Genomic DNA, 20,365 nt, shown 5'->3' on the forward strand with positions numbered 1-20,365 from the left:
AAGGTGTGGTCAGAAGGTCTGCGAGGTGGTGCGCGAGCGTCCGCGGAACTCGGCGACCGTGTCGCCCAACTCGTCGACGACGGTCACGTCGTAGATGCCGGAGCGCCCCGATCGGGAGCGTCGCACGGCGGTCGCGGTCAGGGTCTGACCGGCTGCCGTCGGCTTGAGGAACGAGATGTCGGCACCCGCGGCGACCGTCACCCGATCGTCCTCGTTACAGGCGATCGCGAACGCCGTGTCGGCGAGGGCGAAGACGAAGCCTCCGTGCGTGATGCGGAATCCGTTGGTCATGTCGTCGCGCACGAACATCGACACGACCGCGTGCCCCGGATCGTCTCGTTCGACGACCAGCCCGAGGGATGCCGAGGCGCGATCGCGCTGCATCATCGCACGGTTCGGGGGCAGATCTGGTCCCGGGACGGGCGGTGCCCCTGCCGCGGTCTGCTCAGCGGTGCGCGTCTCTGCCATGTCGACCTCCTCGTCGAGTCGGATGCCGCAGCATCCGACCCGACCATACTAACTGAACGATCGGTTAGTAAAGAGGTTCCCGCGATGTGAAGTGCACGCCTCTGCGGCATTCATCGCGTTCGCAGGCGCAGAGACCGCGATCATCGGCCTCAAGGGGACGAAGATGTCATCTCACCGAACCCCTCGTCGAATAGCGCCACCACGCGATCCAGTGCGTCAGTGGCGCCCGACCCCGTTGCGGTCAACGCGATCTCATCCCCCTCTCTGGCACCGAGAACGAGCACGCGTGTCAGGCTCGCCGCCGAGGCTTCGGGACCGTCGGGCAGCCGTCGCAGGATCACCTGTGCACCGGCCGAGGCCTTGGCGATCAGTGCCGCCGGACGCGCGTGGATGCCGAGCGGGTTGCGCACCCGGACGATGCGAGTCAGGCCGCGCGCAGCGCTTTCGTCCTCCGCAATGGAAGCGCTACCGACGGCGCTCGCACGGTCTTCACCCAACTGCTCCGTCTTGGCGGCGAGCGCTGCCATCGCCTCCGCGGCGACGGTATCCAGCGCCCCGCCGGCCGAGGCCGACACGACGGCGGCGAGCAGCCCCTCGACGAAGGGCGCAGGGGCCAGCCGCACGGGCACGTCGCTCGTGCGCAGCTCGAGCGCGAGCTCGGCGCTCAGCACGGCCGAGCCGAGATCCATGAGCACGAGCACGCCGTCGCAGTCGGCAGCGAGCTCGTCGATCGCCGCCGCCACGGCGACGGCGTCGGTGCCGAGCACCGGCGCACCATCGGCATCCGTCCCCGCGCCCGCCGCGACGCGCACCTGCGCCCCTCCGGATGGGACCATCTGCAGGGCGAGTTCGAGTGCCGCCTCCCCGAGCCGAGAGCTGTGGGAGACGGCGACGACGCCGATCATCAGGACGAGCCGGCGACCGCGTCGGCGAGCGTCTCGAAGAGCAGAGTCACGGAAGCCGCGCCGGGATCGAGGTGCCCGGCGCTCCGTTCCCCCAAGTAGCTCGCGCGCCCCTTCCGGGCGACCAGCGGGGTGGTGGAATCACGGCCGACCGCCGCTGCCTTCGCTGCGGCGCGCGTCGCATCGGCGAGCCCTGCGCCTCGCTCGACGCCGGCCTCCACAGCATCCACCGCTGGCGCCATCGCATCGAACAGCGTCTTGTCCCCCGCCTCGGCCTTGCCCCGCGCGACGATGCCGTCGAGCCCTGCCCGCAGCGCGGCGGCGAGCGCCGCGGCATCCAGCTCGGTGACGGCACCCGCCGTCATACCCATGCGCAGGAACAACGTGCCGTACAGGGGCCCGCTCGCTCCGCCGACCGAGCTGACGAGCGTCATCCCGACGCTCTTGAGCAGTTCGTCCATCGTGGCGGGCGAGGCGGATCCGAGCTTCTCGACGACCGCCGCCATCCCGCGGGTCATGTTCGCCCCATGGTCGGCGTCGCCGATCGCCGAGTCGAGCTCGGTGAGCCAGTCGCGCTTCTCGGTCACGGCGTCGCGGAATCGCGTGATCCAGTCGACGACGGTCGCGGTGCTGATCGTCTCCGCCATCGCGTCACACCCCCCAGCGCAGGCCGGGGGTGTTCACGGGGGCGTCCCACAGCCGGAGGATCTCGTCGTCGGCGGCGAGCACGGTGACCGAGCACCCGGCCATGTCGAGCGAGGTGATGTAGTTGCCGACGAGGTTTCGGGCGATCTGGATCCCGGCCTTCTCCAGCAGCGTCGCGACCTCCCCGTACATGAGGTAGAGCTCGATCTGCGGCGTCGCGCCCATGCCGTTGAGCATGACGATCGCGGGACCGGTGCGATCGAGGTCGGCAAGGATCGGCTCGACGAGCTGCCGCGCGATCTCGGATGCCGGAGCGAGCGGTTCGCGGTGCCTGCCGGGCTCGCCGTGGATGCCGATACCGATCTCCATCTGGTCTTCGGGCAGGTCGAAGGTCGGCTTGCCCGCGGCCGGCACCGTGCAGCTCGTCAGGGCCATGCCCATCGAGCGGCCCTGCCCGTTGATGCGTTGCGCGAGCGCGACGACCGAGGCGAGGTCCTGCCCCTCCTCGGCCGCGGCACCGACCAGCTTCTCGAGCAGCACCGTGAGTCCGCCGCCTCGGCGACCGGCGGTGTAGAGCGAATCCTGCACCGCGACGTCGTCGTCGACGACCACGGTGCCGACCTCGATGCCCTCCATGGACGCGAGCTCGGCAGCCATCTCGAAGTTCAGCACGTCGCCCGTGTAGTTCTTCACGATGTGCAGGACTCCGGCACCTCGGTCGACCGCCTTCGTAGCGGCCTGCACCCGGTCGGGGGTCGGCGACGTGAAGATCTCTCCCGCCACGGCCGCGTCGAGCATCCCCTCGCCGACGAATCCGCCGTGGAGCGGTTCGTGCCCGGAGCCGCCGCCGGACACCACGGCGACCTTGCCCTGCGCCTTCGGCGTCGCGCGCGTGATGACGTGCGTCTCGAGATCGACGGCGAGTTCCGGATACGCGAGGGCCACCCCCCTGAGCGACTCGACGAGCACGTCCTCCGGCGCGTTGATGAGCTTCTTCATGCTGGATCTCCCTTGATCTCGACCGCGTGATTCCTCTGGCGAACCCCCGACGAATGATCCGCGGAATCCGAGAGTCGTCCGTCTCTGTCGAATGTGCTCGGGCCGGGACCCGATGTCAAGAGAGAGCTGCTCACGGCCCGAACGCGGCCGGAAGCGCGCGCCCCTCAGCCGCGCAGTGCCAGCACGAAGGGCAGCACCGCGGTCGCACCGGCACGTCGGAGCTCGCGGGCAGCGACCGTCACGGTCCACCGGCTGTCGACGAGATCGTCGACGAGCAGCACCGGTCCGGACGGCAGGTCGAGCCGCTCGGCGCTGAGCCTGTCCCAGAGGCCGGCGAGGCGGAACACGCTGTTCCCTCCGGACTCGCCACTCGGACCGCCGTCGACCGGCTCCAGAGCGCCGAGATAGGGCAGCCTCCCCACCTCGGCGAGACCGCGGGCGAGGGAGTCGACGAGCAGCGGACGCGACCGTGACGGCATGGCCACGACAGCGACCGGCCGCTCGGCCCACTCCCAGCGCGCGAGCACGCGAATGCAGGCGTCGAGCAGCTGCGGCGTGACGACAGCATCCGGGGCACCCGCAGCGAACACCTGGCGGAGCGTGCCACCCCACCCGAGGTCCGTCAGGCGAGCGAGAGCGCGACCCTCGTCCGCCTGCTCCTCGGCGGCGATCCGACCTCGGACCGGGACGTCGAGCCGGTCGGCGCCGGTCGGCCAAGCGCGCCGTGGTTCGATCGGCACCCCGACCCGGTCGAGCGACTCGGCCGCCTGGGCTCCGGCCTGCATGGTGATCTCCTGCGGGAACCACACCCCCGCACAGTTGTCGCATCGGCCGCAGGGCGCCGCCGTGTCGTCGTCGAGCGCACGCTGCAGGAACTCCATGCGGCATCCGTCGGTCTGCTCGTAGTCGAGCATGTGCTGCTGCTCGGCCACGCGCTCCGCGGCGATCCGTTCATAGCGCGCCGCGTCGTACGTCCACGGTTCGCCGGTCGCGATCCAGCCGCCCTGCACCTTCCGGACCGCCCCGTCGACGTCGAGCACCTTGAGCAGCAGCTCCAGCGGCGTACGCCGGATGTCGACCATCGCCTCGAGTGCCGGTGTCGAAATCGGCGCGTCGCCGAGCGCGGCGATCACGCGCTCGGCACGCTCCCGATCCGGCATCGAGGCCGTCGCGAAGTAGTGCCAGATGTCGCGGTCCTCGACGCCGGGCAGCAGCAGCACGTCGGCGCTGTCACTGGCTCGTCCGGCGCGACCGACCTGCTGGTAGTAGGCCACAGGCGACGAGGGCGCGCCGAGATGCACGACGAACCCGAGATCCGGCTTGTCGAAACCCATCCCCAGAGCGCTCGTCGCGACGAGCGCCTTCACCTCGTTGCGCTTGAGCATCCCCTCGGACTCCTCGCGCTCCTCGGCATCCGTCTGTCCCGTGTACGCGCGCACGTCGTGCCCGTGCTCACGCAGGAGCCTCGCGGTGTCGACCGCGGCTGACACCGTGAGGGTGTAGATGATGCCCGAGCCCGGCAGGTCGTCGAGATGGCTGAGCAGCCACGCCAGCCGACTCGCGGAGTCGCGCAGCCGCAGCACGCCGAGGCGCAGCGAGGTGCGGGCGAGCGGCCCGCGGATCGTCAGGACCGGTTCCGACGCGGGAGACTCCTGCGTCAGACTGCCAAGCTGCTCGGCCACGTCGGCCACGACACGGCTGTTCGCCGTGGCCGTGGTCGCCAGCACCGGCACCCCGGGCGGCATCTGCGCGATGAGGTCGCGCAGGCGCCGATAGTCGGGACGGAAGTCATGCCCCCAATCGCTGATGCAGTGCGCCTCGTCGACCACCAGCATGCCGATGCGCCGCACGAGGGCCGGCAGCTGCTGCTCGCGGAAGGACGGATTGTTCAGCCGTTCGGGCGACACCAGCAGCACATCGACCTCGTCGCGGTCGAGCTGCGCGAGCACATCGCTCCACTCGTGGGCGTTGGTCGAGTTGATCGCGACTGCCCGCACCCCCGCGCGCTCGGCCGCGGCGATCTGGTCGCGCATCAGCGCGAGCAGCGGTGACACCAGCACCGTCGGCCCCGCGCCCTCGCGTCGCAGCAGCAGCGTGGCGACGAAGTACACCGCGGACTTGCCCCACCCTGTGCGCTGCACGACGAGCGCGCGACGACGGCCGCCGACCAGCGCCTCGACCGCCTCGAACTGCCCGTCGTGGAAGTCGGCGTCCGAACGGCCGACGAGCTCGCGGAGCGCGGCCAGAGCCTGATCTCGGATGCCGTCGCTCGTCGAGCTCGGATGCGCGGTCTCGGCGGGGGAGGTCATGCCTCCACTCTGCCCGAGGCGTCGGACATCCGCGTCGCGGTTGTGCACAGCTCCCCGCGTGGCTCCCGACGAGCCCGACGCTTCCCAGCGCCGGTAGCGTGAAGGGATGATCTCCCGCGAACTCGCCGTCCGCCTCCGAGACGCCGGGCTGGGCTGGCACCCCGCTGAGGGCGACCGCTTCCAGCTCGACCTGCCCGAGGAGATCGAGCTCGAGGCCGAGGCCGACGTCTTCACCGTCAGCGCGATGACGATCGAGGCGCGACAGACGCCGAGCGGCACCGATCTCGCCTTCAACGGCACGACCGAGTGGGCGCTGGACGCCGTGACACTGGCCGACGCCGTCTGGCTGCCGCGCGAGGATCAGCTCCGCGACCTGCTTCGAGGAACCTTTCGCGCGCTGATGCGCCTCGAGGATTCGTTCCGCGTCGACGTCGAGATCGCGGGCGAGACGCTCTCGTTCGAGCATCCGGAGCCGTCCGAGGCGTACGGACGAGCGCTCCTCGAGCTCGTGTCACGCTCTCGCTGACCCTCGCTCGGCGCGATGCCTTGAAGACGTCGGGGACGTGTGTCAGAATAACCTAACGATCGGTCAGTAAAGCCGATCCGCAGACCGCCACACGGAGGAGTCGATGATGACCAGCCCCGCAGACCTCTCCCTCATCGAGGAGACGTCGGAGCAGCAGCGCCTCTTCGACGAGCTCATCGCGAACGAGCAGCGCATCGAGCCCCGCGACTGGATGCCCGACGCCTACCGCAAGACGCTCATCCGCCAGATCTCGCAGCACGCGCACTCCGAGATCATCGGCATGCAGCCGGAGGGCAATTGGATCACCCGCGCGCCGAGCCTCAAGCGCAAGGCGATCCTCATGGCGAAGGTGCAGGACGAGGCCGGCCACGGTCTCTACCTCTACTCGGCCGCCCAGACGCTCGGCATCACGCGTGACGCCATGATGGACCAGCTCATCAGCGGCAAGGCGAAGTACTCCTCGATCTTCAACTACCCCACGCCGACCTGGGCCGACATGGGCGCCATCGGCTGGCTCGTCGACGGCGCGGCGATCTGCAATCAGGTGCCGCTGTGCCGCGCCTCGTACGGCCCCTACGGCCGCGCGATGGTGCGCATCTGCAAGGAGGAGTCGTTCCACCAGCGCCAGGGGTTCGAGATCCTGCTGTCGCTGATGCGCGGCACCGACGAGCAGCGCGAGATGGCACAGGATGCCGTGAACCGCTGGTACTGGCCGAGCCTGGCGATGTTCGGGCCGCCCGACGACCAGTCCCCCAACTCCGCGCAGTCCATGGCATGGAAGATCAAGCGCTTCTCGAACGACGAGCTCAGGCAGCGATTCATCGGGATGCTGGTGCCGCAGGCCGAGATCCTCGGTGTCACGCTGCCCGACCCCGACCTCCGATGGAATGACGAGGCGGGGCGCTACGACATGGGCGAGATCGACTGGGACGAGTTCTTCGAGGTCCTGCGCGGCAACGGCCCCTGCAACGCCGAGCGCCTCGAACGACGCCGCACCGCCCACGAGGAGGGCGCGTGGGTGCGGGAGGCCGCCGCGGAGTACGCCCGCAAGCAGGCCGCAGCAGATCGCGCGGTGGCGTGATGGCGACCCCCGGGCACGACGAGCACGAGCCCTGGCCGCTCTGGGAGGTCTTCGTGCGAGCGAACCGCGGACTCAGCCACGTGCACGTCGGCTCGCTGCACGCCCCTGACGCCGACATGGCGATCCGCAACGCCCGCGACCTCTACACGCGGCGGGGCGAGGGCGTCTCGATCTGGGCGGTTCCCGCCGACGCGATCACCACGAGCGACCCCGACGCGAAGGGCGCCTATTTCGAGAGCCCGGCGGGCAAGAACTACCGGCACGCCGTGTACTACACGGCTTCCGAGGGGGTGCCGCACCTGTGAGCACGGAACCGGACACCACCCTCCCGGTCGTCGAGCGAGCGGAGCGAGACGAAACGCACCAGCATGACATCCACGGTGACGTGTCGGTCGAGGAGCGAGCGCAACGAGACGAAACGCACCACGATGACATCCACGGTGACGTGTCGGTCGACGAACTGCGCCTGAGCACCGAGATCTCCGGAAGCGGCGCGGTCGCGGCATCCGCCGACGTCGCCGAGTACGCGCTCCGACTCGGCGACGACGCCCTCATCCTCTCCCAGCAGCTCGGCGCCTGGATCTCCCGCGCGCCCGAGCTCGAGGAGGACGTCGCGCTCGGCAACATCGCGCTCGACCTGCTCGGCCATGCGCGCTCCTTCCTGCACTACGCCGGCTCGTACGACGGACGCAGCGAGGACGACCTCGCGTTCTTCCGCGACGAGCCGGAGTTCCGCTGCGCGTGGATCGTGGAACAGCCCAACGGCGACTTCGCGCAGACCATCGCGCGACAGTTCGTCGTCTCCACCTACATGTTCGAGCTGTACTCGGCTCTCCGCGCGAGCGCCGACGAGACGTTCGCCGCCATCGCCGAGAAAGCACTGAAGGAGGTCGACTACCACCGCGACCACTCCGTGCAGTGGGTGCTGCGGCTCGCCGGAGGCACCGACGAGTCGCGCCGTCGCATGATCCGCGCGATCGGCGACGTCTGGCCGTACGTCGACGAGCTGTTCCGCGACGACGACCTCGTCGAGCGCCTCGGCGACGCGGCCGTCCGGCCGTCGAGCCTGCGCGCCGGTTTCGACGCGGTCGTCGACACCGTGTTCGCCGAAGCGCAGCTGGAGACGCCGACCATCGCCGCCTCATCAGCGGGCGGGCGCCGCGGCGCTCATGCGACGCCGTTCGGGCACATGCTCGCCGAGATGCAGGTGCTCGCCCGACGGCATCCGGGGGCATCGTGGTGACCGTACGAGACGCGCGACCCCTCTCCCGCGACGACGCGTGGACGATCGCCGCGGGCGTCCCCGACCCCGAGGTGCCGGTGCTGACGATCGAGGACCTCGGCGTGCTGCGCGCGGTCGAGATCGACGGCGAGATCGTGCGCGTCGACATCACGCCCACCTACAGCGGCTGCCCGGCCATGGACACGATCCGTGACGACGTCATCCTCGCGCTCACCGCGGCGGGAGCCGCCCGCGTCGACGTCCGACTCGTGCTCTCCCCCGCGTGGACCACGGACTGGATGTCGGATGCCGGCAAGCAGAAGCTCGAGCGCTACGGCATCGCCCCGCCCTCCGGACGCGCGGCCGTCTCGTCCGGACCCATCCGCCTCGCGATCAGCGTGCGGTGCCCGCGCTGCGGATCGCTCGACACCCGCGAGGTCTCCCGCTTCGGATCGACCTCGTGCAAAGCGCTGTTCGAATGCCGCGCCTGCCTCGAACCTTTCGATCACTTCAAGGTGCACTGATGAGCGGGGTGCACTGATGGGATTGTTCACGACGCGTCCTGCATCGAACGAAGCGCAGCGGACCGATGCGGCGCTGGGTCCGGCATCCGCAGACCGGCGCCCTGCTCGCCGGCGCGCGACGTTCCACACTCTCGCGGTCGAGAGCGTCCGCCCGCTCACCGACGATGCCGTCGAGGTGACGTTCGCCGTCCCCGCCGAGCTGGCCGACGACTACGACCACCTCCCCGGCCAGTACGTGGCTCTGCGGACGACGCTCGACGGCGTCGACGTGCGACGCTCGTACTCGCTGTGCCGACCACCGGAGCAGCGGACGCCCGAACAGGTGGCCGCCGGCGCACCGACCCGGCTGAGCGTCGCCGTCAAGCGCGACGAGGGTGGCCTGTTCTCCACGTGGGCGCAGACCGGACTGCATCCGGGATTCGAGATCGACGTGATGAGCCCGCAGGGCACGTTCACCTCGGGCCTCGACGACCTCGATCACCGGCACGTCGTCGGGATCGCCGCCGGCTCCGGCATCACCCCGCTCATGGCGCTCGCGCACACCGTGCTCGGCAGGTCGGACACGGCGCGGTTCACCCTGCTGTACACGAACCGCGCGACGGTCGACGTCATGTTCCTGGAAGATCTCGCCGACCTCAAGGACCGCTATCCGACCCGCCTGACGCTGCATCACGTGCTCTCGCGCGAGCAGCGCACCGCGCCGGTGCTCTCCGGACGACTCGACGAGGAGCGGCTGCGCACCATCCTCTCCTCGCTCATCGATCCGACCGATGTGGACGAGTGGTTCCTGTGCGGCCCGCTCGCGCTCGTCGACCTCTGCCGAGACGTGCTCGCCGACGTCGGGGTCGCGAAGGAGCACGTGCGATTCGAGCTGTTCACGACCGGGGACGAGTCGGTCCGCACCGCGCGGCCGGTCGACGTGCGCGCCGGAGAGAAGACGGTGCGCATCGAGGTCACCCTCGACGGGGTGTCGTCGACGGTGGAGAGTCCGGTCGACGCGCACGAGTCCGTCCTCAACGCGGCGCTGCGGGTGCGCCCCGACGCACCGTTCGCGTGCGCGGGCGGCGTGTGCGGCACGTGCAGGGCGCGCGTGCTGGAAGGCAGCGTCACCATGACCGAGAACTACGCGTTGGAGCCCGACGAGCTCGAGCGCGGCTACGTGCTGACCTGCCAGTCCCACCCCACCAGCGACCGCGTCGTCGTCGACTACGACGTCTGAGGAGTTCCGATGATCGATCTCGCGATCGCCGACGACGTCGCCACGGTCGTCCTGAACGCACCGTCCAGGCTCAACGCGCTCGACGAGCAGGCGTTGCGCGACCTGGGGCGCGCCTACGACGACGCCGAGCGAGCGGGCGTCCGCGCGCTCGTCCTGCGCGGCGACGGGCGGGCGTTCTGCGCCGGCCGCGACATCTCGGGCGTCGACCCGCGTGACGACGACGTGAGCGGATACCTCGACGGCCTCGTCACGCCGCTGCTGCAGCGCATGTCGCGGTTCCCTGCCCCGACCTTCGCGGTGGCCCACGGCGCGTGCCTCGGCGTCGGTCTCGGGCTCCTCATCGCGACCGACGTCGTGTACGTCGCCGAGTCCGCGAAGATCGGGTCGCCGTTCGCCGCACTGGGGGCGACGCTCGACTCCGGCGGCCACGCGCTCTTCGTGGACCGCCTCGGCGCTCACCGCACGCTCGACCTCATCTACACGGGCCGTCTGATGAGCGGAGCGGAAGCCGTCGGAGCCGGACTGTTCTCGCGCGTCTTCCCCGACGACGAGGTCGTGGAGGCCACGACGGATGCCGCGGTCGCAGCCGCCCGCGGCGCCACCGCCGCTTTCCTCGCCAGCAAGCAGCTCGTCGCCCGCATCCGTGACGAGCGCCTCGCGCTCTGGGAGTCCGTCGAGGTCGAGAACGCCGCCCAGGCCGCCCTCTGCGACACCGACGACTACCGCGAGGGGTTCGCCGCCTTCCAGGAGAAGCGCCGCCCGGAGTTCCGGGGGCACTGACGACGGGGATGATCGCGCGCAAGGGCCTGGGCGAATGTCCGACCCCGGTGCCAGACTGCGGGGATGAAGCTCGCTGACGCGGTCACCACCGCCGAGACGGTGACGTCGACATCGTCCCGCCTCGCGAAGATCGACGCCCTCGCGACCCTCCTCTCGACGGCGGATGCGGAGGAGCTGCCCGTCCTCGTGGGGTTGCTGCTCGCCTCGCCTCGCCAGGGCAAGCTCGGCGTCGGATGGCGCGGGCTGTCGGCGCTCGACGTCGTGCATGCCGCAGCCCCGGGTCTGTCTCTGTCAGACGTCGACGCTGCGCTCGACGAGCTCGCGGCGTCGTCCGGGTCAGGATCCACGGCGGCTCGCACCCGCCTCCTCACCGGCCTCGCCTCGCGCGCGACGGCGACCGAGTGGGACTTCCTCTCCCGCTCCATGCTCGGCGAACTCCGCACGGGCGCGCTCGCCGGCGTGCTGCTCGACGCGGTCGCCAGGGCATCCGATCGCCCCGCCGACATCGTGCGTCGCGCGGCGATGCTCTCGGGAGACCTCGGCGAGACCGCCGTGGTGGCGCTCACCCGAACCGAAGAGGAGCTCGACGCGATCGGACTCGCCGTCGGACGTCCCGTGCTGCCCATGCTCGCGCGCACGGCGGCGACCCCGACCGCTGCTCTCGAGATCACCGGCGAGGCGTCGGTCGAGTACAAGCTCGACGGCGCGCGCATCCAGGTTCACCGGCACGGCGACGACGTTCACGTCTACACGCGCAGCCTGGCCGACGTGACGCACCGCGTGCCCGAGCTGGTCGAGATCGTCCGCGGCCTGCCCGTCGACGACGTCATCCTCGACGGCGAAACCCTGTCGCTCGACGAAGACGGCGGGCCCCGCCCCTTCCAGGAGACCATGTCGCGCTTCGGGGCAGACGCCGCCCGAGAGCTCGCATTGCGCCCCTGGTTCTTCGACGTGCTGCACGTCGACGGTCGCGACCTCATCGACGAGCCCTTGTCGGTGCGGCTCGCCGAGCTCGAGCGGGTGGCGGCTGAATGGCGGATGCCCGGGATCGTCACCGCCGACCCGGAGGCTGCGGAGCAGCTGTCACGCGACGCGCTCGCCGCCGGCCACGAGGGGGTGCTCGTCAAGGGCATCGACTCGACCTACACCGCCGGCAGGCGCGGCAAGGCCTGGATCAAGGTCAAGCCGGTGCTGACCTACGACCTCGTCGTGCTCGGTGCCGAGTGGGGATCGGGACGCCGTCAGGGATGGCTGTCGAACCTGCATCTCGGGGCGCGCGACCCCGACGGGGAGTTCGGCGAACCGGGCGGGTTCGTGATGGTGGGCAAGACGTTCAAAGGACTCACCGACGAGCTTCTGCGGTGGCAGACCGAGCAGTTCCCCGCGCATGAGACCCGCCGCACCCAGGGCACCGTCTTCCTCGATCCGCACTTCGTGGTCGAGATCGCGATCGACGGCGTGCAGCGGTCACCGCGCTACCCGGGCGCGATCGCGCTGCGCTTCGCGCGGGTGAAGAGCTACCGCGCCGACAAGACCCCGGCCGAGGCCGACACGATCCAGACGCTGCGGGGATTGTTACGCGGGTGACCGACCGGCACCTGCTCGGTCACGCCGTCGGCGGCAGACCCAGGTCCTCCTCGCGCACCGTGCCCTGGAACGACCACGGGAAGTTGATCCACAGGTCCGTGTCCTTCCAGGCGTAGTCCGGCTGGATGATGGTCGACGGCTTCGTGTAGATCGTGACCGACCGCACGTCGGCACCCTTGTCCTTCAGCAGCTGCACGGCGAGCGCGAGCGTGCGACCCGAGTCGGCGACGTCGTCGACGAGCAGCACGCGGCGCCCGTCGAGGTAGTCCATGTCGAGTGCGGGCGGCAGCACCTCCGGCGCATCCAGCACCGTCCCGATCCCGGTGTAGAACTCGACGTTGATCGCGCCGCAGTTCTTCGCGCCGAGCCCGTAGGCGATGGCCCCCGCCGGCAGCAGCCCACCGCGGGCGATCGCCACCACGACCTCCGGCTCGAAACCGCTGTCGAGGATCGACCGCGCGAGGTCCCGCGTCGCCGAACCGAATCCGTCCCAGGTGAGCGTCTCGCGCTCGATCGAAGCATCCGTCACCGACTCATTCTCCACGACAACCGCCCCTGGCCAGCACTAGAATCGAGGAGTCCGGCCCCGAGCCGGTGCCTGAAAAAGAGGCACGAAGCCCCTCGCAGCGACGCGGCGGCGAGACACATACGGAACGCATCTCTCTCCGTCACTGTCTCGAAAGGCCCTCGCATGCCCACCGTGTCCGCGCACGTCGCCCTCACCCTCGCCCAGCACATCGACGCCGTCTTCGGCGTCATGGGCAACGGCAACGCCTACTTCCTCGATGCGCTCGAGACTCAGACGGATGCCGTCTTCACCGCCGTCCGCCACGAACAGGGCGCCGTGGTCGCCGCCGATGCCCACTTCCGCGCCTCAGGGCGAATCGCGGCCGGCACGTCCACGTACGGCGCCGGGTTCACGAACACCCTCACCGCGCTGGCCGAGGCCGTGCAGGCGCACGTGCCTCTCGTGCTCGTCGTCGGCGACGAGCCGACCTCGGGCCCCCGGCCGTGGGATGTCGATCAGATCGCCCTCGCCTCCGCGGTCGGCGCCCGCACCTACACAGTCGGACGAGCGGATGCCGCGGCCACCACCGTCATCGCCATCGAGCACGCTCTGACCTATCGGGTGCCCGTCGTGCTCGCGATCCCCTACGACGTCGCGGCCCTGGAGGCCGGCCCCGTCCCCGCAGCGCCGGAGCCCCGCATCCCCGCCCCACTCGCCCCGCGCGGGGAGTTCGCCGACGGCATGCTCGACGAGATCGCGGACGCGCTTCGGAGTGCCGAGCGTCCGTTCCTGCTCGCGGGTCGCGGAGCGTGGCTCGCCGACGCGGGCGCGGCACTGGGCGACCTGGCGGACCTGACAGGTGCGCTCACCGCCTCCTCGGCGCTCGGCCGCGGTGTCTTCCCCGCCGCGGAGTACGACCTCGGCGTCACGGGCGGTTTCGGGGCGGACGGAGCCATGGAACTCGTGCGCTCGGCCGATGTCGCGGTCGTGTTCGGCGCGTCACTCAACCAGTTCACGATGCGCTTCGGCGAGCTGTTCGCGCCCGGTACCCGGGTGTTCCAGATCGACACCGCACCGACGGCGACGCACCCGCACGTGGGCGGCTTCGTGCGCGCCGACGCCCGGCTCGCCGCAGAGGAGATCGTCGCACGACTGCGCGCGAACGATCTCGAGCACAGCTTCGGACCTGGCGACCGACACTCCGGGGGTTCGGACGATCCGGACGGCGTGTCGGCCGCGGCATCCGAAGTCGGGTCCGCACGGGCGTGGCGCGAAATCGTCGACGTGACGGCGGCGCGCGCGTACGAGACAGGCGACGAACTCGCGCCCGACGGCCGGCTCGACCCGCGGTCGGCCGCGAAGCGCATCGGCGAGCTGCTGCCGGAGGACCGCGTCGTCGTCTCAGACGGCGGACACTTCATCGGCTGGGCGAACATGTACTGGCCGGTCGCGGCTCCCGACCGCATGATGATGGTGGGCACGGCGTTCCAGTCGATCGGCCAGGGGTGGCCCAGCGTCGTCGGCGCCGCGCTCGCCCGCCGCGACTCGACGATCGTGCTCACCTCGGGCGACGGCGGAGGGCTCATGGCGATCGCCGACCTCGAATCCGCCGTGCGGGCAGCCGGCGGCCGAGGCATGGCCGTGATCTGGAACGACGCCGCCTACGGTGCCGAGGTGAACCTGTACGGCCTCAAGGGCCTGGCCGAGGCGCCGATGCGCATCCCCGAGGTCGACTTCGCCGCGTTCGGTGCCGCAGTCGGCGCGGAAGGCGTCGTCGTGCGCACCCTCGCCGACCTGGAGCGCCTGCGCACCTGGGCGGCCGAAGATCCGGCTGATCGTCGCTTCCTCCTCCTCGACCTGCGGATCTCGGGCGACGTGATCGCGCCGTACCAGCAGGAGATCATCCGCGTGAACTCCTGACGGGAAGAGCCGGCGCAGCCGTCCGACCGCTGGCCCCCACGTGGTCCGGACGACGCCGATCCCCTCGATAGGCTCGCGATATGGACTCCCACCCCGAGGTGCTGCGCTACAGCGCCTTCGCCGCCACGCCCGACGGAGGAAACCCCGCCGGCGTCGTCCTCGACGCCTCCGGTCTGACAGACGAGCGGATGCAGGACATCGCCGCCAAGGTGGGATACTCCGAGACCGCCTTCCTCATCGCGCGGGCGGCCGATGCGCCGACGCCGCGATACCGGGTGCGCTACTGGTCGCCCGCCGCAGAGGTGCCGTTCTGCGGACACGCGACCGTGGCCACAGCCGTCGCCCTCGCCGAGCGCGACGGCGTGGGCGAGGTCATCTTCGACACGGACGCCGGGCCGGTGACCCTACGATCGAGCATGGGTGAAGACGGGGCGGTCACGGTGTCGTTCACCAGCGTCGAGCCCCAGGTGCGCGACCTCGACGACGATGTGCTCGACCGGCTGCTCGCGCTACTCGGAGTCGCCCGCGACGATCTCGACCCGCGGTTCCCGCCGAAGGAGTCTTTCGCCGGCAACTGGCACCCCGTCGTGACGATCGCCGACCGGGAGCTCTTCGACCAGTTCCGGTTCGCGCCACCGGAAGTGGCCGCACTCATGCGCGAACAGGGGTGGCTCGGCACGGTGACCGTGCTGCACGCCCCTGGGCCGACCGACTTCGACGCGCGGAACCTGTTCCCCGTCGGACGCATCACCGAGGACCCGGCGACCGGCTCCGCCGCGGCATCCGTGGGCGCGTACCTCCGCGATCTGGGCTATCCGGAGCGCAGCATCCGGATCCATCAGGGCGCACACGTGCGCCGACCGAGCCTGCTCACGGTGACGATCCCCGACGCCGGCGGCATCGAGGTGTCGGGCGGTGCGACCCGGTTGTAGGGCTGACTGTCGTCGGTCGGCAGGCATCCTCTGTCCACAGTCCGGCCCCAGCCCGACCTCCGTCTTCCCCGCAACTTCTGCGGCCACGGGTGATTTCTGCGGCCACGGCGAGCGCAAATGGCCGCAGAACTGACCGACCACCGCAGAACGTGAACCAGAAGGTGAAGGTGCGGTCGCTGCGCTAATCTGCCGGGATGCCTGCCATCCGCAACATCGCCGTCGGCCTCCCCGTCAAGCAGGGCCACGTGCTCGCGCTCGAGGGATACGACGGCTCCCGCGACCTCCACTTCCTTCGTGCGATAGGCGGGGGCATCGAGTTCGGCGAGACCGCCGTCGAGGCGCTCCATCGCGAGTTCATGGAAGAACTCGGCGTCGAGATCGACAGCGCCGAATCGCTGGGCGTCTTCGAGAATATCTTCACCTACAAGGGCGAACCGGGACACGAGATCGCCCACGTCTTCGCCCTGACGAGCAGCGCGCTGGATGCCGTGCCGCTCGATGCCGTGCTCGAGATCCTCGACCAGGGCAGCCCGGTGCGGTGGATCCCGATCGCCGACGTCGCCTCCGGCACCCGCGTGCTGTTCCCCTCCGGCGCCCCGGAAGCGCTGCTCGCCCTCGCGGAACGATGACGAGCCGCGCCTGACAGGGCCCGGAACGACGTAGACCCGCAGACAGGTCCAGACTGCACGCAGACCAGACTGCGAGGCCGTCAGGACTGTGCGCTGTAGTCCGGGAGCTCCTGCAGAGTCCACGTGTTGCCGTCCGGGTCGTCGAACCAGACGAACCGCCCCCAGCCGAGGTCTTCCACTCCCCTGGCCTCGACGCCCTGGGCGGTCAGCTGGGCCTTCGCCTCTTCGGCGTTGGGAACCACGACCTGGATCGTGTTCTGCTGGCCGGGCTCGAGCGGGATGTCGAGTCCGGTGCCGAACGCGATCGAGCACGCCGACCCGGGAGGGGTCATCTGCACGAACCGCAGCCCCTCGGTCGGTGTCTGATCGTGGTCGGGATTGAACCCGATCTTCGTATAGAACTCTTTCGCACGGTCGACATCACTCACCGGCACGAAGATGAGCTCGATCTTCCACGACATGGTGTCACCCTCCTGGCGGGCATCGGCGCCCACACGCGACTCACCGTACGCGGGGTCACCGACATCGCACCAGAGTTCCCACCCCACTCAGCCGGTATATCGGAATGGCACTGGCATCCCGATCCGTACCGACGGAGATCGCACGCAACGAAGGACCGGATCCCGGAGAACTCCTTCATTGCGTGTGATCTCCTGCAATACGTGTGAGCTCCTGCGATACGTGTGATCTCTGCAATCCGCGTGATCTCCTGCAATCCGCGTGATCTCCTGCAATCCGCGTGATCTCCTGCAATACGTGTAAGCGCCCACGCGAGCCCGCGCACCCGCCGCGTGATCTCCGGCAGGAAGGGCGAGCAGTTCAGGATGCCGGCAGCAGCATCCCCTCCAGGAACGCACCGAGCTCGTCGACCGCATCGAGCGACAGCACCGCGGCGACGTACTGATCGGGCCGCACGACCACGACGACCCCGTCGCGCGACAGCTCTCGAGCCTCGAAGATGTCGACCTCGGTCCACTTCGAGGGTCCGGTCGCATAGACCTTCTCCCAGTCGGTGAGCCCGAGCGGACCGGTCTTGGGCTGAAACAGCGCCGGCGCGGTCGTGACCTCGACCTCCTCGTAGGGCTGCTGGTACACGGCCTTCACGTCGAACACAGCGTCGACGTCGGCATCCGACGGGGTGTAGCGCGCGAACACGGGAGCGGCCGCGGCCGCCCACGCGGCGAGCGCCGACCCGTCGCGGTCGCCGAACGCGTAGACACGCCACCGCCCGTCGGCGCGCGCGTGGTGCCCGAGATGGACGACGTTGCCGTCGGCGACGCGCACGACCTCGGCCGACTTGAAGCGCTTGCCGATCGGGAAGCCCTCAGCGAGCGCCTGATATGCGTCGGAGGCCGTGATCATCGACTCGCTGTACTGCGTCATGAAGCCGGATGGGAACTCGGCGGTCGCGAGGTAGTAAGTCGCGAGGTCGCCGGGGTCGGTGATCTCCGAGGGCTTGCGCGCCATGAGTGACGACCACTCCCGGTCGAAGTCGATGAGCTGCTGCGCGACCGGCCGCCGCTCGGCCGAGTACGTCGAGAGCAGAGACTCCGGCGCCAGCCCGGTGAGTACCGATCCGAGCTTCCAGCCGAGGTTGAAGCCGTCCTGCATCGACACGTTCATGCCCTGCCCGGCCTTGGCGCTGTGCGTGTGGCAGGCATCTCCCGTGAGGAACACCCGGGGTGTGCGACCCGACCCGTCGATCACATCGTCGAAGCCGTCGGTCACCCGGTGCCCGACCTCGTAGACGCTGTGCCAGGCGACCTCCTTCACGTCGATCGAGTACGGATGCAGGATCGCGTTGGCCTTGCGGATGATCTCTTCGATGGGCGTCTGCCGCACGCGGTGGTCGTCATCGGCGGCGACCTCGCCGAGGTCGATGTACATGCGGCTGAGGTAGCCGCCCTCGCGAGGGATGTGCAGGATGTTGCCGGCCTCGGAGTTGATCGCGCACTTGGTGCGCCAGTCGGGGAAGTCGGTGTTCACGAGCACGTCCATGACACCCCACGCGTGCGCCGCACTCGCCCCGACGTGTGTGCGGCCGATGGCCTGGCGCACCCCGCTCCGCGCGCCGTCGCAGCCGACGACGTACTTCGCGCGGATCGTGCGCTCCTCCCCCGCACGGTCCCCGGCCGCGTAGCGCACGCTGACCTCGACCGGATAGGCGCCCTCCTCATGCACGGTGAGCCCCGTGAACTCCACGCCGTAGTCCGGCGCGATGCGCGCCGGACCGTGTGCTGCAGCCTCGGCGAAGTAGTCGAGCACGCGCGCCTGATTCACGATCAGGTGCGGGAACTCGCAGATGTCGTACGCGTAGTCGGCCGTGCGCGACGTGCGGACGATCTCCTCGGGCTTCTCTGGGTTCGGCCCCCAGAAGTTCATCCAGCCGATGTTGTAGGCCTCGGCGATGATCCGCTCCGCGAACCCGAACGCCTGGAAGGTCTCGACGCTGCGCGGTTGGATGCCGTCGGCCTGCCCCAGCACGAGGCGGCCGTCGCGCTTCTCGATGATCCGGGTGGTCACGTCGGGGTACTGCGACATCTGCGCGGCGAGCAGCATGCCCGCCGGTCCGGAGCCGACGATCAGGACGTCGATCTCATCGGGCAGGTCACCAGGGTGCTCGGCGACCTGCGCCGGGAGGACCCGCGGGTCCCCCGACACGTAGCCGTGGTGGTGGAACTGCATCGGGGTCACACCCTCGCCAGGCCGTACACGGGACTCACCGACTGCTCCTCCTCGTGGTCCGGTCCGAGAGGGATGCCGGAGCGGTCGCGCAGCAGCAGCGTCGCGACGAGGCCCAGCACGGTCATGCCGGCCAGATACCACGTGACGGCCTGCGTCGATCCGGTCGCCTGTACGATCGCGGTCGCGATGGTCGGGGCGAACGCGCCACCCGCGATCGCGCCGATCGCGTACGAGATCGAGACGCCCGAGAAGCGGATGCTGGCGGGGAACAGCTCCGTGTACAGCGCCGCCTGCGGGCCGTACGTGAATCCGAGGCCGATCGTGAGGATCGCGAGCCCTGCGAACAGGAGCCCGATCTCGCCCGTGTTGACCAGCGGGAACAGCGTGAACACGGCGACCAGCTGCATGACCCAGCCGATGATGTAGGTCGTGCGGCGGCCGATGCGGTCCGAGATCCAGCCGGCGAGCAGCGTGGTCAGCAACCAGGTCACGGCGGAGCCGGCGACGGCCCACAGCACGGGTCCGCGCTCGAGGCCGATCGGCCCCTCCGGGTTCGTGGCGTATCCCTGGATGTACCCGCCCGTGGTCATGTATCCCACGGCGTTGTTCCCGGCGAACACGAACGCGGCGATGACCACGAGCAGCAGGTGCTTCTTGAAGAGCTGCACGATCGGCATCCGCGCCCGCTCCTTGCGCTCGGCGAGTTCGGCGAACACCGGGCTCTCCTCGACGCGACGGCGCACGTAGTAGCCGACGAGGATGAGCACCACGCTCAGCAGGAACGGCACGCGCCATCCCCAGGCGAGGAACTGGTCGCCCGGCGCGATCGCCGTCATGAGGGCCATCACTCCCGAGGCGAGCAGCAAACCGAGCGGCACCCCGATCTGCGGCGAGGCGCCGAAGATGCCGCGCTTGGTCTTGGGGGCGTGCTCGACGGCCATGAGCACCGCACCGCCCCACTCGCCGCCGGCGGAGACGCCCTGGATGATGCGCAACAGCACCAGCAGCACGGGGGCGGTGATGCCGATCGCCTCGTAGGTGGGCAGGATGCCGATGAGGGCGGTGGCCGCACCCATGAGGATCAGGGTCCACATGAGCACGGTCTTGCGTCCGAGCTTGTCGCCGTAGTGGCCGGCGAGGAAGGCGCCGAGCGGACGGAACAGGAAGCTCACCCCGACCGTCGCGAACGCGATCAGCGCGCTGTTCGCGCCGAGCGGCGCGAAGAACAGCTGGCCGAACACGAGGCCGACGGCGGTGGCGTAGATGAAGAAGTCGTACCACTCGACGGTGGTGCCGACGACAGTGGCGAACACGACGCGTCGCCGGTCGGTCGCGGAGGCGATGGTGCCGGTGGGGGTGAACCCCGCCTGTGGCTGCCCGCTCATGGGTATCTCCTTTGATGGTGACGGCTCTGTCACGGCATCCGCGC

Annotated in this window: 20 protein-coding genes; 11 read left to right on the forward strand and 9 right to left on the reverse strand. The window is 69.9% G+C overall.

The window, feature by feature from the left end; translation table 11 throughout:
• Window positions 1-9: 9 nt before the first annotated feature.
• The 5 genes from paaI to RAC81_RS03990 all read right to left on the reverse strand — a co-directional run bounded on the left by paaI (window position 10) and on the right by RAC81_RS03990 (window position 5,323).
• Window positions 10-387 (reverse strand): hydroxyphenylacetyl-CoA thioesterase PaaI, encoded by a 378-nt coding sequence (gene paaI, locus RAC81_RS03970; protein WP_375081505.1) that lies wholly within the window; start codon window positions 385-387, stop codon window positions 10-12.
• A 230-nt stretch (window positions 388-617) separates the two neighbouring features.
• A complete protein-coding gene (locus RAC81_RS03975) occupies window positions 618-1,373 on the reverse strand; it encodes an HPr family phosphocarrier protein (protein ID WP_375081119.1) in 756 nt (251 codons plus the stop codon).
• Entirely contained in the window at window positions 1,373-2,017 is a 645-nt protein-coding gene (gene dhaL / locus RAC81_RS03980) for a dihydroxyacetone kinase subunit DhaL (RefSeq protein ID WP_375081120.1), read from the reverse strand. Before dhaL ends, RAC81_RS03975 begins: the two co-directional genes overlap by 1 nt.
• 4 nt (window positions 2,018-2,021) lie before the next feature.
• Entirely contained in the window at window positions 2,022-3,014 is a 993-nt protein-coding gene (dhaK, locus tag RAC81_RS03985) for a dihydroxyacetone kinase subunit DhaK (protein ID WP_375081121.1), read from the reverse strand.
• 164 nt (window positions 3,015-3,178) lie between these two features.
• On the reverse strand, window positions 3,179-5,323 hold the full coding sequence (locus RAC81_RS03990; RefSeq protein WP_375081122.1) for a DEAD/DEAH box helicase: 2,145 nt from the start codon (window positions 5,321-5,323) through the stop codon (window positions 3,179-3,181).
• Between the two features lie 106 nt (window positions 5,324-5,429).
• Here RAC81_RS03990 and RAC81_RS03995 point away from each other — a divergent pair, with 106 nt between their 5' ends.
• The 8 genes from RAC81_RS03995 to RAC81_RS04030 all read left to right on the forward strand — a co-directional run bounded on the left by RAC81_RS03995 (window position 5,430) and on the right by RAC81_RS04030 (window position 12,262).
• Window positions 5,430-5,849, forward strand: coding sequence for a pilus assembly protein CpaE (locus tag RAC81_RS03995; RefSeq protein ID WP_375081123.1), 420 nt, complete (start codon window positions 5,430-5,432; stop codon window positions 5,847-5,849).
• A gap of 106 nt (window positions 5,850-5,955) precedes the next feature.
• Entirely contained in the window at window positions 5,956-6,930 is a 975-nt protein-coding gene (paaA, locus tag RAC81_RS04000; RefSeq protein ID WP_375081124.1) for a 1,2-phenylacetyl-CoA epoxidase subunit PaaA, read from the forward strand.
• On the forward strand, window positions 6,930-7,235 hold the full coding sequence (gene paaB / locus RAC81_RS04005; protein ID WP_375081125.1) for a 1,2-phenylacetyl-CoA epoxidase subunit PaaB: 306 nt from the start codon (window positions 6,930-6,932) through the stop codon (window positions 7,233-7,235). The genes paaA and paaB overlap by 1 nt, the downstream gene beginning before the upstream one ends.
• A 155-nt stretch (window positions 7,236-7,390) precedes the next feature.
• Complete coding sequence (paaC, locus tag RAC81_RS04010; protein ID WP_375081507.1) at window positions 7,391-8,173, forward strand: 1,2-phenylacetyl-CoA epoxidase subunit PaaC; 783 nt, start codon at window positions 7,391-7,393, stop codon at window positions 8,171-8,173.
• Window positions 8,167-8,676, forward strand: coding sequence for a 1,2-phenylacetyl-CoA epoxidase subunit PaaD (paaD, locus tag RAC81_RS04015; protein ID WP_375081126.1), 510 nt, complete (start codon window positions 8,167-8,169; stop codon window positions 8,674-8,676). The genes paaC and paaD overlap by 7 nt, the downstream gene beginning before the upstream one ends.
• 16 nt (window positions 8,677-8,692) lie before the next feature.
• A complete protein-coding gene (gene paaE, locus RAC81_RS04020) occupies window positions 8,693-9,895 on the forward strand; it encodes a 1,2-phenylacetyl-CoA epoxidase subunit PaaE (RefSeq protein WP_375081127.1) in 1,203 nt (400 codons plus the stop codon).
• Window positions 9,896-9,904: 9 nt separating this feature from the next.
• On the forward strand, window positions 9,905-10,675 hold the full coding sequence (locus RAC81_RS04025; RefSeq protein WP_375081128.1) for an enoyl-CoA hydratase/isomerase family protein: 771 nt from the start codon (window positions 9,905-9,907) through the stop codon (window positions 10,673-10,675).
• A gap of 63 nt (window positions 10,676-10,738) precedes the next feature.
• Window positions 10,739-12,262 carry an ATP-dependent DNA ligase gene (locus RAC81_RS04030; protein ID WP_375081129.1) on the forward strand — a complete coding sequence of 508 codons (1,524 nt, stop codon included), beginning with the start codon at window positions 10,739-10,741 and terminating at the stop codon, window positions 12,260-12,262.
• Between the two features lie 19 nt (window positions 12,263-12,281).
• Here the strand turns inward: RAC81_RS04030 and RAC81_RS04035 are convergent, their stop codons facing one another.
• Window positions 12,282-12,791, reverse strand: a complete 510-nt coding sequence (locus tag RAC81_RS04035) for a phosphoribosyltransferase (RefSeq protein WP_251586105.1) — start codon at window positions 12,789-12,791, stop codon at window positions 12,282-12,284.
• Window positions 12,792-12,953: 162 nt separating this feature from the next.
• On the opposite strand from RAC81_RS04035, the gene RAC81_RS04040 reads away from it, so the two are divergent.
• From RAC81_RS04040 to RAC81_RS04050, 3 genes are all read left to right on the forward strand, one after another.
• On the forward strand, window positions 12,954-14,690 hold the full coding sequence (locus RAC81_RS04040; protein ID WP_375081130.1) for a thiamine pyrophosphate-binding protein: 1,737 nt from the start codon (window positions 12,954-12,956) through the stop codon (window positions 14,688-14,690).
• Window positions 14,691-14,770: 80 nt separating this feature from the next.
• Window positions 14,771-15,622, forward strand: a complete 852-nt coding sequence (locus RAC81_RS04045; RefSeq protein WP_375081131.1) for a PhzF family phenazine biosynthesis protein — start codon at window positions 14,771-14,773, stop codon at window positions 15,620-15,622.
• A 194-nt stretch (window positions 15,623-15,816) separates the two neighbouring features.
• The gene (locus tag RAC81_RS04050) at window positions 15,817-16,251 is read left to right on the forward strand and encodes an NUDIX domain-containing protein (protein ID WP_375081132.1); all 435 of its coding nucleotides are present in this window, start codon (window positions 15,817-15,819) and stop codon (window positions 16,249-16,251) included.
• An 80-nt stretch (window positions 16,252-16,331) separates the two neighbouring features.
• Here the strand turns inward: RAC81_RS04050 and RAC81_RS04055 are convergent, their stop codons facing one another.
• The 3 genes from RAC81_RS04055 to RAC81_RS04065 form a co-directional block, all read right to left on the reverse strand.
• The gene (locus RAC81_RS04055; RefSeq protein WP_375081133.1) at window positions 16,332-16,712 is read right to left on the reverse strand and encodes a VOC family protein; all 381 of its coding nucleotides are present in this window, start codon (window positions 16,710-16,712) and stop codon (window positions 16,332-16,334) included.
• A 358-nt stretch (window positions 16,713-17,070) separates the two neighbouring features.
• Complete coding sequence (locus tag RAC81_RS04060) at window positions 17,071-18,936, reverse strand: FAD-dependent monooxygenase (protein ID WP_375081134.1); 1,866 nt, start codon at window positions 18,934-18,936, stop codon at window positions 17,071-17,073.
• A 5-nt stretch (window positions 18,937-18,941) separates the two neighbouring features.
• Window positions 18,942-20,321 carry an MFS transporter gene (locus tag RAC81_RS04065; RefSeq protein ID WP_375081135.1) on the reverse strand — a complete coding sequence of 460 codons (1,380 nt, stop codon included), beginning with the start codon at window positions 20,319-20,321 and terminating at the stop codon, window positions 18,942-18,944.
• Between the last annotated feature and the right edge of the window lie 44 nt (window positions 20,322-20,365).

This window comes from Microbacterium sp. CR_7 (assembly GCF_041954755.1).
GTDB lineage: Bacteria > Actinomycetota > Actinomycetes > Actinomycetales > Microbacteriaceae > Microbacterium.